Genomic DNA, 16,976 nt, shown 5'->3' with positions numbered 1-16,976 from the left:
GTCGCCAGCTAAAAAATTTGGGTTGGCGCAGATGTTTAGATTAGATAAGACATTCCGGTTTTACTCGACATAATTCGACATATTGACTGGTTTTTCCTTGTTAGGGCGTTACAGCGGTGGTATTAATTCGCTGGTAAATCAAGCTCCAACACCTTTACTTGCTCTTTCCCATGCAGTATTATTTGAGAAACTGGGAGGAAGAGGGGATCAGCTTGGCTATTACTGGCATAATTGGCGCCATGGGCTGCGAGGTGGAAATGTTTCATGGCCTGATAAACGACATCCAAACCCGGGAAATTGCCGGTATCAATTTTGCTTCGGGGCATATCGGCAATTGTTCTGTAGTTGTTGCCTGCTCTGGTGTTGGCAAGGTGAATGCCGCCGCCTGCGCCCAGATAATGATTGACCGCTTCGAAGTCAGCCAGGTGATTAACACTGGTGTGGCAGGGGCGCTGGCAGAGTATTTGGATGTTGGGCAAGTCGTTATCGCCGACGACTTAACCTACCATGATGTGCGGCCACTCCAGATGGAGAGCTTATTTCCCTATGCCCTGAGTTTTCCCTGTGACCCCGGGCTGGTGCAGCGCGCCCAGAAGGCTTGCCGGGAGACGGGCGTAACCAACTGGAGAACTGGGCGGATTGTTAGCGGCGAAAGCTTTATTGAAGACCCGGCAGTGAAAGAGCGGATTTTCAGCACCTACGGTGCGCTTTGCGTCGAAATGGAAGGAGCGGCCATCGCCCATGTTGCCTATATCAACAAGGTCCCGTTCATTGTAATCCGCTCTATATCTGATAAGGCCGATAACGACGCAACCGTCAGCTTTGCCGAATTTTCCCGCCAGGCGGCAGCAGTCTCGGCGCGCCTGGTTTTAGCCATGTTAAGCTAGGGGACGGGCCCCAGTCTAGGAGAGTAGACGGCGAAAGATTGTATAACACAAAACGCCTGCATTCCTCTTTTGTGAAAGAGGTGCAGGCGTTTTTGCATCTTTCTTGCCGGTCATGAGGAATTTGTGACCTGGGCAGCAAGCATTCTTAAGGTAAACTTTAGCTAATCTTTAGGTTAACTTTAGGTTGGAATATTTTTCGCGGTGTATAATCTATCCAAGGTATCTAATATCTAGAGATGTTTGGCTTTGAGGGGGCTAAAACAATGTTTAATGAGAGTAAGCAAATAAAAACAGTTGTTATTTGTATCGCGTGTTTACTTTTACTATCCTTATTTGTGCCTTTTATGTGGGATCGTACAGAGGTTGAGGCCGCGGGAGGCGCCACCCAGGACCTGTGGGATTTGCAGATCGGGGATCGGGTGGTTGATCCCAATTGGAATTGGGATTATATAATGTTCCAGCAGTATTATGACTACGTAAGCTATGATTATGACACGGTTACCAAACCCGTCACCTGGGTTGTGGTGGCCAAAGACCATTATGGGGAGGGTTCAGGCGTAACCCTGATGTCTGAAGAGCTAATCAATGATTTTATATTTCAGCACCCTGCACCGCACCCCGATAATAATAGCGGGGCTAATTACTGGGGTCTCAGTGGCATCCACGGAGGAGATAAATATGTTTTACGCCACTGGTTAAACAGCACTGGCGTACACGCATCGGAAGGGTTTTACAGCTTTTTTTCCAATGATTTTAAGGAGCATATTGTCCCGACCACAGTTCCCAACAAAGAATGTAATGGCTTTAGCTACACAACCACTGATAATGTCTTTATTCCCTCTGCCACTGAGTTGGGAGCAAGCTCAAATGATGACATTGTTTATCTCCAGGGTTTATCTATTGATTACATTTCAATTGGTGAGGTTTTCCCCTACTTTCAGGGAGACGCTGAGACGGTTCGAAATAACCGGAAGGCATACCATCCTTATCATAATGATTGGTCGAATCCGTTTCCGCCCAGTATAAACTACTGGACCCGAACACCCAATGGTAATCAAAAAGCTCACTTATTAAGCTTGCTTTTCAGGGATAACGAACCAAATCCAGATTTCGATTTTGGTCTTACAAACGTTGGCACCATAACTTGGGTGCGTCCTGTACTAAACATGCAGGCTGAGACGCCGGTTACCAAGATGCTCAATCAAGACGGAGCCTATGAGTTTATATACCAGGTCCCTGATGCCGGTAATAGCGAGATCAGTCCCGATGCAGGGTTGCCTCTTCTGCCCACCCAAAGCGAGTCAAACTCAATCTCAGTTTACGTAAATGATCAACAAGGCAGACCCTTGACAAATCTAGGTACAGAAGAAGGACAAATTAAGATTGACATTCAACGCAAAGACGGGAGTGCCCTGGATACTTACGATTGGATTGAAAGTGTCCAGTACGATTATGACTCCGGCGTCGAGAACGAAGTGCAGATTACCATCAAAGCCGGCTCCAAGACAGGGAGTGCCGATGACCTGGTTGTAATTGCGGACAGGACGGTGCTCACAGATGGATACAGTATTGCTGTGGTTTCCGGGCCGCCCGACCAGCTGCACATCGAAACGGAACCGTCGAGCACAGCAGTTGCAGGTGAACCTTTTGCCGCTCAGCCGGTGTTGCACCTATTGGATGCGTACGGAAATTTAGCTACCCATGATGACAATACAGTTGTAACAGCCTTAATCAGCGCCGGCACCGGAGAATTGGTTGGCGTCACCACCGCCAGAGCTGCGGGAGGCATTGTTAGCTTCGAAAATCTGGCCTATGAAACCGCTGAAACGATTACTATCGAATTTACAGCGGTGCTGGGCGCTACACCTGTTACTGTGCATTCAAGGCAAGTCTCGGTAGACCCGGGGCCTTTTGATAACCTGGTGGTGGAGTCAGGCGAAGGTGGCGAGATTGGGACACAGAAAGTGGGGGAAAGCTTCTTTATCTGCATTGTTCCCAGGGATAGATTCGGCAATGTTATACCTGACTTTTACCATACGACCAATTTAAGCAGCGAATACTCGTTTATCGGCGACAACTACCTTACAAACGTCAACTACCAAATAGCAGTTGAGCTGGCTCTTCAGCATACGCTAACGGCGACAATATATAGCTCAGAATATGCAGGACACCAGGGTGTATCTAATACCTTTAACGTTGAGCGGGGAACTCCCCCGGTAGAAGAATGGCCCCAGGCCGCGCCAATTATCTATGGTGACGCCCTGATGGATTCAGAACTGAGCGGCGGGAAGGTTGCCAACGAACTTCCTGGCAGATTCGTGTTTGCAGAGCCCTTTTTGAAACCGGAGGTCGGTACGCATATCGTGCCAGTTACCTTCATGCCCGACAACAGGGAAAACTATCAGCCGATCAGCTCCACTTTAGAGATTAGCGTTGAGAAAAAGCCGCTGGTTGTGAGCGCAGATAGCCCGACACATATCTATAACGGTAATATGTTTACCGATTTTACTGCCAGTTTCGATGGTTTTGTCCCGGGAGACAGCGAGGGAGACCTGGGCAGCCTCAGGTTTACCGGGCCGGCTGTGGATGCAAAAACCCCCGGAAGCTATGAAATCCAAATCGACCATGATGCCCTGACGGCGGATAATTACGAGTTGATCCTTGAGAGCGGCACGTTGACCATTAATCCCGCTCCGCTTACCGTTTCAGCTGACGGCAAGAGCAAAATATACGGCGCCGCCGATCCCCAACTCACTTATCAGATTATTGCCGGCCAGTTGTTTGGCGAGGATACCCTTACCGGCGCCCTGGGCCGTGAACCTGGCGAAGGCGTTGGGAGCTACCAGATTACCCAAGCTAGTTTGGACCATTCTTGGTATGATATCACCTTTACCTCGGCCCAGCTCACCATTGGGCAGCGGCCCTTGAGTATCAGCGCCGATAACAAAGTCAAGATGCAGGGAGAAGATGATCCGGAACTGACTGTTACCTATCAGGGTTTCGCCCCCGGTGAAGATGAGACAAATCTTGCAGGCGCTTTAAAACTTGTCCGGATGCCTGGCGAAGATTTGGGAGCATACGCTATTACACCATCAGGCTTCAGTTCAGACAACTATGACATAGTTTTTGTCCCGGGAGAACTGGTGATCACGCTTGAGTCTTTTGTCGCACCGGAGAGCGCCGATTATATTATCGGTTCCGGAGTGGACAAGCAGTTTACGCTCACCCCATCGTATGGAAGTCAATTGAACAAGATTCTCGCCGGTACAGAGGAATTGATTCCAGGCGAGGATTACCAAGTCTCCGGCAACGAGTATGTCATTGCTGCTGGGTTTCTGGAATCGCAGCCGATCGCAGAATTGCCCCTTACATTTAAAATGGATGTAGGAAACAACCCCCGGGCGACAATCAATGTCCGGCTTTCTGACCAGGATTCAGTCGCTACAGACAAAGCTGCCCTGAATCTGGGGTTTGCCCCTGGTGATTCGGCGGGCTCTGTCAGTCGTCCCCTGGAAACTTTGCCTGCTCACGGGGCCAATGAAACCAAGATCAGCTGGTCTTCCAGCCACCCGGATGTTCTGAGCGCCGACGCCCAGTGGGTGAAGCGTCCGGCTTATATGGCTGGAGATATGTCTGTCATCCTTACCGCCACTATAAACAGAGGCGTGGAAACAGACACAAAAGAGTTTGAGTTGGTTGTCCGAAAGTTGCCGGTAACAGATTTCGAAGCGGCGATTCTTGACCGGGTTGCCCTTGAACTTGAGTTTACAGACACTGATTCCCTGAACGGTGTTACCGGCGATCTGGGACTCAGTGGCTGGGGCGGGTACGGTTCCCGCATTACCTGGACCTCAAGCAACACTACTTACGTTACCCATGGTGGAGAAGTGACCAGGCCTTCGAGGGCGGCGGGCAATCAACAGATACGGCTGACCGCGACCCTTAGTAGGGGATTCGCCTGGGAGGTAAAGGAATTTGACCTGATAATCCTTGCTGACCGGGAGCTGCCGGCAATTGCCTCGGTTCATCCGGCAATGGGCGCCACAGATGTCAGTCTCGATAGCGTTGTAACAGTGGAGTTCACGAAAGTGATTCAATCCGGGCCAAATTTTGGCGAGATTTATCTCAGGGAGAAAAACGGCGCAGCTGTTGGCGCCAGGTTTTCAATCAATGAGCACAACTTAATTGTCGAGCCGCGGACAGCGCTGGACGGAAACACCGAATATGAATTGGTGATTCCCCAGGGAGTAGTCAGGGATAATTTTGGCAACTCCTTTGAGACCCACTTTGTTCTCCATGATGGCGACTTACAGCGGGTTAGAGTCTATCAGTTCACAACAGAAACTAGTTTGGCGCCACCGGTTGTGGAAAGTCAGTACCCCATGCCCGGGCAGGGCCAGAGAGAGCTCAACCCCGATATCAGGATTAGTTTTAACGAAGGGGTCCGCCAGGGTAACAAGTTTGCGGATATCCGTCTTCTGGACAGCGACAGCAAACGAGTTAATGCCCAGGTCCATCTGCAGGGCCGAACCTTGAGCATTTCTCCTGATACTGACTTGAGACCCAATGCACGTTACAATGTTTTCGTCCCGGCAGGATCGATTGTCAATACCTCGGGAGTAGAAACAGAAAATGACTTCGCCTTCTCCTTCGAGACGGGCACAGCAGCAATGCTGCCTGCACCGGCCAACAATGAAACAGATGTGGCAGTCAATATTGCGCCCCGGGTGCTGTTTGACAAGCCCGTGACTAAAGGGGATAAGTTCGCTGACATATCCCTAGAGGACGAAACGGGCAACAGTGTCGAGATAAATGTGAGCACGCAAGACCAGACTTTAATTGTGACTCCAGTGGACAATCTCAGCTTCTCTTCAGACTATACTGTGATTCTGCCCGCAGGCAGTATTATTGACGAATCCGGGCAGGCAAATGACGATTACCGGTTCAGCTTTACCACCGCGCAGGAGATTTCCGGCAATTTGCTGCCCTTCCAGTTCAGCCCGGCCCGACACCTCTTGGGCGACCCGGTAGATTTCGACGCCTCCTATATTTTCTTGGCAATGGAACGGCAATATAGCCGGGAGCTTGTGGACTACAGCTGGGATATGGGGGACGGACATACCCAGGCTGGGCGGCAAATCAATTATTCTTATGCTGAAGCTGGCGATTATACTGTGACCCTTACCGCCACCGATAATAAGGGGCAGCAGTTTAGCTTGAGCGTTGAAGTAATCGTTGAAGCCCTGGACAACTTCACCATGAGCGTATCACCAGGGGGGACGCTGTTGGTTTATGAGCCAGAGACTGAGGCGCAGGCGGCTTCAACCTTTAACTATACGGTGGAGCTTTCGGCCAATGGCATTCCCCTGCAGGGGCGCACTATTTCCGTTTCCGACACCTGGGAAGTAACCACCAACCGGGATGGACGCGCTGTGCTTACCATTGCCAGGGGAGAGCTGACGCCCGGAAATACCAATCTGAGTTTCCGTTATGAGGACCGCAAGGTGGACAGGCTGGTTCGTATGACGGCAGGCAGTAATTCCACGTACAGATTCTTAATTAACGATTATACTGAGGAAGACGTAACTGGCTTGGTAGTGCGGCTCAACGGCGGCAGGGTGCCGGTAAGCCGGGACGATGATGGTTTTTATGTCATTGAAAATGTTCCCATGGGCGAACAGCGCCTTAACATATCATCGAGCTACTACTATGATTTTGAACAAACCGTGGATTTCTACGCCAAGCAGCATACCGGATATGTGGAGCTCACCCCTGATATTCCCAGTGAGCGGCCGGTGGTTACCCGCATTACTTCCGGGCATGGGAAGAACACCCTGTCGGATACCGGCGCAAGCAACGAGTTTACCTATTTCCAGGGCACCGAAGCGGAAGTGCGTTTACAGGCAACGATAGACTGGCACGGGCATAAACCGGGCTATCTCCTCCTGCTTTCTCCTGATGGCATGGAAAGGATGGCGTTTACTGCCGATGCTTTCCGGCAAGGGATTGGTGACTATAACTTCGGTGAGCTTGATATGGGGAAAATGGACACAGGAAGGTTCCAGGTGGTGGCTGTCAGCGGTCACGGCAGCTCTTCCCCCGCCTATGACGGCGGCATCGTTGTTGCCAAGCGGCCTCCGTTGGGGGTTGCCGTATTTCAGGGAGTTAGGTATGAGCTCTCGGTACCCTTAAGTTTACCTGGAATGGCAACCGGCAGGGCGCCATCTGGCATGCCGGTATTTGGCTCCCATACCCTGGGGATAGACAGGCAAACTGTAACTTTGCACGGTGAGATAGATGAAGCTGGTAATTTGGTCTACGGGGTGGCAGCAGGCGCAGATGGTTATAAGTCCCCCTTCCGCAGGGCAGCCCGAAACAATGTCAGCACAAAGATAGGACCTGTTGATATTGGCGGAGCTATCGGCGCGGAATATGTTTTTGCTCCCGATGCCCACGGGGACTGGCTGCCGATCGGTGGCTATGTAAGTTTGGAGTTGGAGGGCAGCGTTGGTTACACGCAATATTTCCTGATTGGGCCGGTGCCCGCTTATCTGGACGCCACAATCGGGGCTAGCGCGGACGCCAGATTGGGTTTACTATACACAAATAAGTTTGAGTTTCACGGTGAATTGGGAATGTCCCCCTTTGTCGAGGTAGCAATCGGCGCTGGCGCCAAGGGAATTGCCTGTGTTGAAGGTTACATTCGTGGCAGTCTTGGTCCAAGATTTGTGTTTTCGCCGGAAATAGACTGGTATGTTCAGGGCCAGCTGAAAGGTGGAGTCAGGACCCAGTTCCTGTTTATGAGTGCCGAATCGGAAGCGCTGGTTTATACCTGGAATTCCAATAGCACGTCGGTTAGTGGTTTGGGCCTGCTGGGGGACGCACTCGCTCCTCCTGACCAGGGAGAGCTGTCAATGTTGCCCCGGACATATCTGGAGGCCCAGTCCGACTGGCAGCCGGTCCGGTTTGGCGTGCTCAACCAAGGCGTTACTGACGCTGCTGTGAACAATCGGATGCTCCAGGAGAATATTTATCCCCAGCCCCAGCCGTCGCTGATTCGCTCAGATGATGGAATAGTGATGGTCTGGATAGCAGATAACCCGGAACGTGCTGACATGAACCACACCCAGCTTCAGTGCTCGATATTTGACGGCAGCACCTGGAATACTCCGGAATTCATCGATTTCGGGGAGGAAGCGAAAACTGCAGATTTCCTGCCCGTGCTTGCAAAGACAGATGAAAGCACTCTTTTGGCCTGGCAAAAGCTTAACCAGGAATTGGATCAGGACGCGACCCTAGAAGAGATGTTGGCGGCCAGCGAAATCGCCGTAGCAAACCGTGATGCAGAGGGCAACTGGGCCGGATACCGGATGCTGACAGATAATCAGTATCTTGATCACTCCCCCCGCATTGCCGCCGCCGGAGACAAGGCTGTGCTGACATGGATACGGAATAGGGCCGGCAACTATATCGGTTCGGCTGATGAGCCCAACGAAATTATGTTTAGCTACTGGGACGGCAAGGCTTGGAGCGAGCCGAAAACCGCAGCCAGCGGAGTCAAGGGCTATGCGGGCGCCGACCTCGCCTACAACGGAAAACAGGGTGTGCTCACCTTTGTGGTGGACGGTGATGAAGCTGAAAGCCAGAATCTGTACGTCATCACTTTTGAAGAAGGCCGGTGGAGCAACCCGGTTATTATCAGCGACGGATTCAATGCCGACCCCTTGGTTGATTATCTCAATGGCGAACTGCTGTTGGTCTGGTCGCTAAACGATCAGCTGGTCTACCTGAAAGGCGACATAGAAGCAGACTTCCACCCAGTCCCCGGGGCGGAGCCGGGAGTGCAGGATTACATCCTGACAACCGACGCGGCAGCAGGGTTGGCGGCTGTGAGCTATTCCCTGCATGCCGGCGAAGGCGCCGACATTCATACTTTGTTCTATGAGCAAGCCCAAGATGTGTGGAGCAGGGAAGTTCGGCTCACAGACAACAAGACTGTCAGTCGGCCCCTGGATTCCGTGGTCGACAAAGAAGGTAATCTCAAGATTGTATATACCACCCTGGAATGGATTATCGAAACAATTGATGGTGAGGAGCATGTGTATCCCGGTCAGACTGACTTTTCGATTGCCTCCCTGTCTCCCCGGTCCGACCTGGCAGTGTGGGAAGAAGATATTACTTTTTCCCAGATGAACCCGGTCCCAGGCAGTACCGTGGCCATAACAGCGGATATCAGCAACATCGGCGAGTTCTCGGCCCGAGATGTGGAAGTTGCCTTCTTTGCCGGCAATCCCGCAGAGGGAGGCAAGCAAATTGGCGCAACCCAGGTGATTGATTCCGTAATTCCCGCCCGGGCAACTGCTGCGGTAACAGTGGACTGGACGGTGCCCCAAAGCGAAGAAGAGCAGGAAATCTACGTGGTTGTAGACCCGGATAAAAAAGTCGCGGATAGCGACCGGTCCAACAACCAGGCAGCGGTAACAGCCATTGCCCCAGACCTTGAGTTAAGCGATTTACGTTATCAGTGGGTAGGTGGCACACGATATTTATTCACAGCTGAAGCCGCCAATATTGGCAGCATAGCTGTTGCAGATTCTGAGATTGCTCTCTACATTGGTGCAGCTGCTGAAGGGGAGAGTTTGCTGAGGGCAACGGTTCCGGCCCTGGAAAGCGGAGAGAAAACACAGGTGCTGTTTACCTGGGATGCAGCGAACCAGAAGCTTGGTGACGAAGGTGTTGATTTAACGGCTCAATTAATTCCTCCGCTAGGGGTAAATCAGTATTTTGAGGAAAACAGTATCTACACCGTAACTCTGTATAAGCCGGCGCTGCAGATAGAATCTTTCGCGCCGGCAGCTAGCTCCCGACCCGTGCCGGTTGACCAAATAATAGAGCTCAACTTCAATATGGCGATTCAGAAAGCTGATGGCGATGCTGCTGAAATCAATCTCTTTGATGGAGCCGGACAGAGTGTTGAGATTGATACTGAGATAAATGACTCCACCCTTCGAGTTCGGACAGTGGAGAATCTTGAACACGACCAGGCCTATACGCTTATTCTTGATTCGGCAGGCGTTCAGGGTGTTGAGGACAACAAGTTGCGACAACCATTTACTCTGGGCTTCAACACCGAGCCCGATTACGATCAGCCAACAGTTATCTTTACCTTCCCGCTAGATCAAATGGTTGATGTAGCTCTGGATACCGAAGTGGATATTACGTTTAATGAGGATATTCACAAAGGCAATCAGTTTGATGAAATCTCCATCACTACTCAAAACGGAGATAAAGTTGAGTACGCTGCCAGTATTCGCAGTAGCAGCCCCGGTGGCGAAGTTGTCGCTGGCGCCCAGGGTAATGTTCTGCACTTAGAGCCCGCAGGCGGACTCCGCCCGAACGCGATTTACACAGTATCAATTCCCGCCGATTCGGTAACGGGCAGCAGCGGCGAGCCGAATCGTGAGTTTTCCTTCAGCTTTACCACCGTCGCAGGTCCGGAAGAAGACAGCGATGACACGGATGATAAAGGCGGTGGGAGTCGAGTTGGTGACACTCCCGGCGCTGGTGACGGGGTGTCGGATGACAGCAGTCATGAAACTCCCCAAGAAGTGACTGACAGCACCCCAGGGAAAGATCAGGAAGACCCAGCCGGGGAAAACGAAGGCAAGGAGCCGGAATCAACTCCCGGCGAAGACAATCCGAACCAGACTAAATCTGATGCTGCTCGTTGGTTGTGGTTTGGGCTGGGCGCTATGGTGCTAACACTGGTTTTAGTGGTAACATGGAGCCTGTTCAGGCGGAAAAAGGTATAAAAAAACATCCTCTCCCTATTTTTGGTAGGGAGGGGATGTTTATATTGTATGGGAGTTAGTCGGACGAGGGACCTGTCCCCCTGTCCGGGGTCCATAGTGTGAGATTTTCGGAAATAGTGCCGATGTGGGTGTGGTTTTCCTCAGGATGTTCTTGAAAGTGATTGAGCAACTGATGCAGTGTTTCGGGCATCTTCAGGGCGTGCAAATTCTTGACTGGCACCCAGGCAAGTTGTCCTTCGCTGCAGGCGGGGAGGGGGTGTTTGACATTGGTGTGGGCCACGTAGTCATAGTAAATGTAGAGCTCGCCGTTAAATTCGCCCATGGAGATATAGCGGAGATGAAGCCCGGTAATTTCGTCTGCCTGGTAACCGGTCTCTTCCTGTAGTTCCCGCAGGCAGGCTGCTTGGGGGTCATTTAGTTCCTCCGGTTCCATATGGCCGCCGATGTTGCTCCACAGGCCAGGGGCAATTTTTTGCTTTTCACTGCGCTTGATCATCAGGATTTCGTCGCCGGAGAGCAGCAGGATGCCGACCATTTGTCTCAATTTCAATATTATCACCCAGGATATTATACCACATAAGGACAAGGGGACAAGTCCCTTGTTGTTTGCCCTTAACAGGGCTGCAGGAGAATTGCATCGTCTTGGCGAACATATGTCCGTGAGGTGATTTGTGATGAAACCGGTGATTATTGCCGAAAAGGCCTCGGTGGCCCGGGATATTGCCCGGGCCCTGGGCGGATTTGTTAAGCAGGCGGGCTACATGGAGAGCCCCGAATACATATTGACCGCGGCCAGTGGCCATCTGGTCACCCTGAAAGAACCCGAGGATTATGATGCCCGGTGGAAGCGCTGGTCCCTGAAGACATTGCCAATAGTGCCACCGGAATTTGGACTCAAGACAATTCCCCGGCAGCGTCGTCAGTTCGAATTGATAAAGAGATTACTGCGGGGGGCGACCCTTGCCATAAATGCCTGTGATGCTGGCCGGGAGGGCGAGTTGATTTTCCGCCAGATTTGTGAGCTTGCCGGCTACCAGGGACCGGTTAAACGGCTCTGGATTTCATCCCTGACAACCAGTGCCATCCGCCAGGGTTTTGCCGATTTGCAGCCGGGGGAGCGCTACGATAACCTAGCCGCCGCTGCCCGCTGCCGCTCCCAGGGCGACTGGTTGATGGGTATCAACGCCACCCGGGCGTACACCGGGCGGCAAAAGACCTTACTATCGGTGGGCAGGGTGCAAACGCCCACTTTGGCCTTGCTGGTAAGCCGGGAGCAGGAAATTCGCGCCTTTGTCCCCGAGGACTTCTGGGTGGTCAAAGCCACCTTTTCCGCAGAGGCGGGGGAGTACCAGGGGCGGTGGTTCAATAAAGAGGGCCACCGGATTTGGCAGGAGGAGCAGGCTGAAGCGATTGTCCGTAAAGTCGCCGGGAAACCAGGCCGGATCGCAGAACTGGAGCACAAGGAACGCCGGGAAAACCCGCCGCTTTTATATGATCTGACCAGCTTGCAGCGGGAGGCCAACAAGCGCTTTGGCTACAGCGCCTCCCGGACCCTGGCTGCCGCCCAGGCATTGTATGAAAAACATAAGCTGATTACCTATCCCCGGACCAACTCCCGGTTTTTAAGTCCCGATTTGATCCCCAGTTTTCCCCGGCGTTTGCAGGCGATTAGCGTCGGACAGTATGCAGAGTTGGTCCAACCGCTCTTGCCAAAGCCGCCTCGCTTAAGCGGTCGCGTAATCAATCCCGCCAAAGTTACTGACCACCATGCAATTATTCCCACCGAAAAAAAAGCAGGCGCCCGTCTCGCGTCGGAGGTGGCCCGGGTTTACGACCTGATTGTCCGCCGGTTTATTTCCGTATTCTATCCCCCCTGCCTTTGGCAGGAGACCCGGGTGATAACCCAGGTGGAAGCAGAGAGTTTTGAGACCAAGGGGAAAGAGTTGGTGCAGGCCGGCTGGCGGACAGTGGAAGGCGCAAGCGGTGAGCAATTGCTGCCGCCACTGTTTCCGGAGCTGGCAGTTCAGGTAAAAGATGTGATAATTGGCGCCGACCAAACCAAGCCGCCTGCCCGGTATACTGAGGGGAGCTTACTTGCGGCCATGGAAGGGGCCGGGACGCTGGTTGATGATGACGAGCTGCGGGAAGCCATGAAAGAGGGTGGATTGGGCACCCCCGCCACCCGGGCAGCGATTATTGAACGGCTCAAAAACGTGGAGTATGTGCGGGCAGAAGGTAAGGCGCTGCTGCCTACCGAAAAGGGAGAACAGCTGATTGGCTTGCTGGCGACCCCGGAGTTGCTTTCGCCGGAGCTCACCGGTCACTGGGAAAAGCGCTTGGCGGCCATGGAGCGGGGCGAAGAGGATCCTGCGCAGTTCATGGACGCTGTGACAAAGCTGGCAACTACAGCTGTGGAGGCGGCTCTAACTGTGCCTCGGGCAGAAATCGCAAGCGCTGGTTCTGCCAGGGAACCAATCGGTACCTGCCCACTCTGTGGCGGCGAAGTTGCGGAAAATCGTAAAGCCTTTGGCTGCAGAAACTGGAAGCCAGAGGCCGGTGGCTGTAAGTTTGTGATATGGAAAAGAATTGCCGGCAAGAACTTGAGTGCAAACCAGGCCCGTGAATTATTGAACAAAGGTCGCACCCGGGAACTCAAGGGTTTTACATCCAAAGCCGGCAAGAAGTTTGCTGCCCGTTTGGTACTGAAAGATAACCGGGTAGAGTTTGACTTCCCGGCTCGCAAGGGTAAGTAGCTCTACCGAAGATATTGTAGCTGTGTTTGACGACAGCAAAATGTTAACTGCACTTAAAATAAATAATGTATTTAAAACTTATTTAATATTCGGCAGGAATTTATTGGGTTAAAGCGGAATAGTGTTAACATGTACCCGGAGGGGTAACAATTTTAAGGAGGTTTTTTGCGTGGAGGAAAACAAACAAACGCAAGTGATTGTCGAACCGGTTTATGACGTCGAAGACAAGCCGCCCCTTAATGAAGCAATTCCCCTGGGAATCCAACATGTTTTAGCTATGTTTGGTGGTAACGTCGCTGTTCCAATTATTATTGCCGGGGCGCTGGGACTGACCATCGGAGAGCAGACCTTTTTGATTCAATGCGCCATGTTAGTGGCTGGAATCACCACTTTGCTACAGACTAACCGCATTGGCAGGGTGGGCGCGAAGCTTCCCGTTGTTCAGGGTACTAGCTTTGGTTTCCTGCCGACCGCCATTGCTATCGGTACTACTCCTGGCTTTGGCCTGCCGGCCATCCTTGGGGCCACGTTTGTAGGTGGTTTCTTCCAGATGATCTTGGGATTTTTCCTAAAACCAATACGTAAGCTGTTTGCACCGGTGGTAACGGGCACAGTCGTTCTGGCGATAGGTCTCTCGCTAATGCCAACCGGGATTAACTACGTCGCCGGTGGTGCTGGTGCCGAAGACTTTGGTTCGCCCCAGAATCTGGCGTTGGCAGCACTCGTTCTGGTTGTCGTCATTATTGCCAACCAGTTTTTTAAGGGTTTTATCAGTATGGCCGCAATTTTAATTGGCATAGTTGTCGGGTACATCGTCGCTATCCCCATGGATATGATTGACTTCGGTCCGGTTGGCGCGGCGGAATGGTTTGCGATTCCCCGACCACTGGAGTTTGGCATGTCATTTCACTGGGCCGCAATTGTTCCGATGTTGATAATGTATTTGGTTACTACGGTAGAGACGGTAGGTGACATATCCGGGATAACCATGGGTGGTGCCGGCCGTGAGGCTACAGATGAAGAACTATCCGGCGGTGTCATGGCTGATGGTATTGCCAGTAGTTTCGCCGGTATTTTCAACTCCTTGCCCAACACATCTTATAGTCAAAACGTTGGTATTGTTGCGTTTACCGGTGTTATGAGCAGGTATGTTGTGTCAATTGGCGCTTTGTTCCTGATTGCCTTTGCACTTTTCCCCAAATTCGGCGCTCTGGTCTCTGTCATGCCCCAGAGCGTACTCGGCGGGGCAGCGATTATCATGTTCGCGATGATTGCCACATCAGGCATAGTACTCATCAGTCAGGGTGAAATGAACCGACGCAATTTGCTGGTTGTTGCTGTCGCCCTTGGGCTGGGCTTGGGCCTCGGCTCCGTTCCGGAAGCTTTAGCCCAGCTGCCGGAAGAAGTGGGAATGATATTCTCCGGTTCCGGCATTGTTGTCGCCTGTCTGGTGGCAGTAATCTTGAACCTGGTACTGCCAAAAGATGTTGGCAGAGAAACCCGCAGGGATAAAAAAGCATCATAAACCGAAATGCCCGCGTCAACAGGCGCGGGCATCTATATATCTCCAGAAGTAAAGCTGAAAAGGGGCGGAATTTATTTTCTTCCTGGCAGCAGGTCCAAGAGAAACTTGAGTTTCAATCCGGGCGTGAATTCCAGTCCGAACTGGGCCAGCTGCTGGGCAATCTCCGGTTGCAGATACCCGGAACCGTAGGCCTGGGGCCAGGTCATATCATAATTCCTGTTCCCCTCTATAATTACCGGGCCTTCAGCAGTAAGCCCCACATCCCAACCAATTGCACGGGAGTTGGGTGTTGCAAGAGCGATTGCCTTGCAGGCATCGAGTATTTCATCCCACATTGGAATCTGTTTGCCGGTGAAGGTGACTCCCGTATCTGGGTGCTTAGTTACGTACTCCAGGGAATAGTCCGGGGGATGCAGACCTTTGCCCATCACACCTGTTGTCTGATCAATCTGCACAGCAATATTTCCCCATTGCCAGTTGTCAGTGGGACTGCCTTTGCGCCCCAGCCTCAGCATGGCAAAGTGAATATTGGGCTTGTTATCTTTGTCGATAAAAGTCACTACCCGCATAGTATTGGCATGGTGGGGGTTAATGTCCTCAAAAAACGGGTGTTGAACAAGTTTTTCTTCAATCAGGAATCCCTCGTCAATGTACTTATCCACCGGTCCGCAGTTCATGTAATCCATCAGTTCGCCCAAGCTCAGGTTTGTATCTTTATTTGTGACAAATGAGAGTTCCTCGCCATAAATTATCTTGTCGATGATTAGCACGCCTTTGCCCTGAAAGCCACTGACCGGCTTTAAAACGATGCCCTTGGGCTTTTTGTTTGCCAATAAACGGTGCAGATCCTCTGCGGTGCGGAGTCCAGCGCCCCCTTTAGCGAAACCGAAATGAGGATGATAATAGCCAAATACGTTGGTAAGGGGGACATTGTCGAACTTGCTGTAGTGGGCATGAAAGAACCATTTGTTTTTCAGCAGGATTGCCCAGTTGGGGTGGTTCAGGGCAGGCTGAACATAAGTAAAATAGGCCCAGCGCGACATATATTCCCGCACTTTTTGCATGTCCACGTCCTGCTTATAAAACCGATAGAGCTTATACTGGCTGGGTGTGATTTGAAACCAGGCCGCGATATAGATTTGCTCGAAAAACTGTCGTAAACGAGACTTGATGTTTTTGCCTGCTTTGGGGTTTACAAACTGCAAGATTAAAACCTCCTCCGGTCAAAAATTAACTCTCGGGTAAATTGGCCCGGAAATCAGTAAGCAGATTTGGATGTTCCCGACAAAAGCGAGTTCGCTCCAAGCTAAAAGCAAGGGCGTCGTAGGTTTTTCCCTGCCAAGAGCGAGCATTTTTTTTGCGTCGGGCTTCTTCAAAACCAAATTTCCTAGCGAGATTAATCATACGCTTATTGCCTGACCACGTTTCACAGTATAATGTTGGAGCGCCGCCGACAACAAAGTTATATGCCAACCACAAGCCGAAAGCTTGTCCACCCAGGCCTCTGCCCCAGAACTTGCTTTCTCTGATTGCGATTCCAACCGCCTTAAGGCCAAAAACCCGGTTATAGTAATAGGCGTTCACAGACCCTATATGAACGCCGCCGCTTGTACATATCTGTAATGTCGGGCGGATATTTGGCGGGGGAGAGTGTAATCTCTTTTCCAGTCTGGACAGATACTGCTTGGCAAAGCCGGGCGCGTTGGCCTCCCAAGGGGCGTCCCAGTTCATCCATTCAGTTTCTTCAGTCCACCACCGGCGATGATTGATAAGGTCGTTCGGCAACATGTCCCGCAGGATGACGTCCTTGTATTTGAGGTTAAGCATACCCGGCCTCCTTTGCGGTGCAGTATGCACAGAGCAAGTACCATTATAATACCAGCAATTGGAGTTAATGTATATGTTTTCAGGTGGCGTGCTTTTTGTGCAAATCCACGGTTTTTTCATATGCGGCGCAGGAATGATATGTCGTATGTCGAAATAGTTGGTGGAGGTGATT

Annotated in this window: 7 protein-coding genes; 4 read left to right on the top strand and 3 right to left on the bottom strand. The window is 51.7% G+C overall.

The genetic code is table 11. From position 1 onward, the window contains the following. Positions 1–170 precede the first annotated feature (170 nt). Together FH749_07330 and FH749_07325 are read left to right on the top strand one after the other, a co-directional pair. Positions 171–887 (top strand): 5'-methylthioadenosine/adenosylhomocysteine nucleosidase, encoded by a 717-nt coding sequence (locus tag FH749_07330; protein ID MTI95285.1) that lies wholly within the window; start codon positions 171–173, stop codon positions 885–887. A gap of 236 nt (positions 888–1,123) precedes the next feature. After that, positions 1,124–10,699, top strand: coding sequence for a PKD domain-containing protein (locus FH749_07325; protein ID MTI95284.1), 9,576 nt, complete (start codon positions 1,124–1,126; stop codon positions 10,697–10,699). Between the two features lie 55 nt (positions 10,700–10,754). Here the strand turns inward: FH749_07325 and FH749_07320 are convergent, their stop codons facing one another. Continuing rightward, complete coding sequence (locus FH749_07320; GenBank protein ID MTI95283.1) at positions 10,755–11,249, bottom strand: NUDIX hydrolase; 495 nt, start codon at positions 11,247–11,249, stop codon at positions 10,755–10,757. 124 nt (positions 11,250–11,373) lie between these two features. On the opposite strand from FH749_07320, the gene topB reads away from it, so the two are divergent. Beyond that, positions 11,374–13,452: a DNA topoisomerase III gene (gene topB / locus FH749_07315; GenBank protein ID MTI95282.1), complete on the top strand. Its 2,079-nt coding sequence runs from the start codon at positions 11,374–11,376 to the stop codon at positions 13,450–13,452. Positions 13,453–13,645: 193 nt separating this feature from the next. After that, positions 13,646–14,977, top strand: coding sequence for a purine permease (locus tag FH749_07310; GenBank protein ID MTI95281.1), 1,332 nt, complete (start codon positions 13,646–13,648; stop codon positions 14,975–14,977). A 71-nt stretch (positions 14,978–15,048) separates the two neighbouring features. On the opposite strand, the gene FH749_07305 is transcribed toward FH749_07310, so the two are convergent. Both FH749_07305 and FH749_07300 read right to left on the bottom strand, forming a co-directional pair. Next, on the bottom strand, positions 15,049–16,182 hold the full coding sequence (locus FH749_07305) for a hypothetical protein (GenBank protein MTI95280.1): 1,134 nt from the start codon (positions 16,180–16,182) through the stop codon (positions 15,049–15,051). A gap of 25 nt (positions 16,183–16,207) precedes the next feature. Then, the gene (locus FH749_07300) at positions 16,208–16,924 is read right to left on the bottom strand and encodes a GNAT family N-acetyltransferase (protein ID MTI95279.1); all 717 of its coding nucleotides are present in this window, start codon (positions 16,922–16,924) and stop codon (positions 16,208–16,210) included. Between the last annotated feature and the right edge of the window lie 52 nt (positions 16,925–16,976).

The organism is Bacillota bacterium (assembly GCA_009711825.1).
Classification (GTDB): Bacteria; Bacillota; Proteinivoracia; order UBA4975; family VEMY01; genus VEMY01.
The sequence above is the reverse complement of the archived record's forward strand: the minus strand, read 5'-3'. Positions and strand labels throughout refer to the sequence as shown.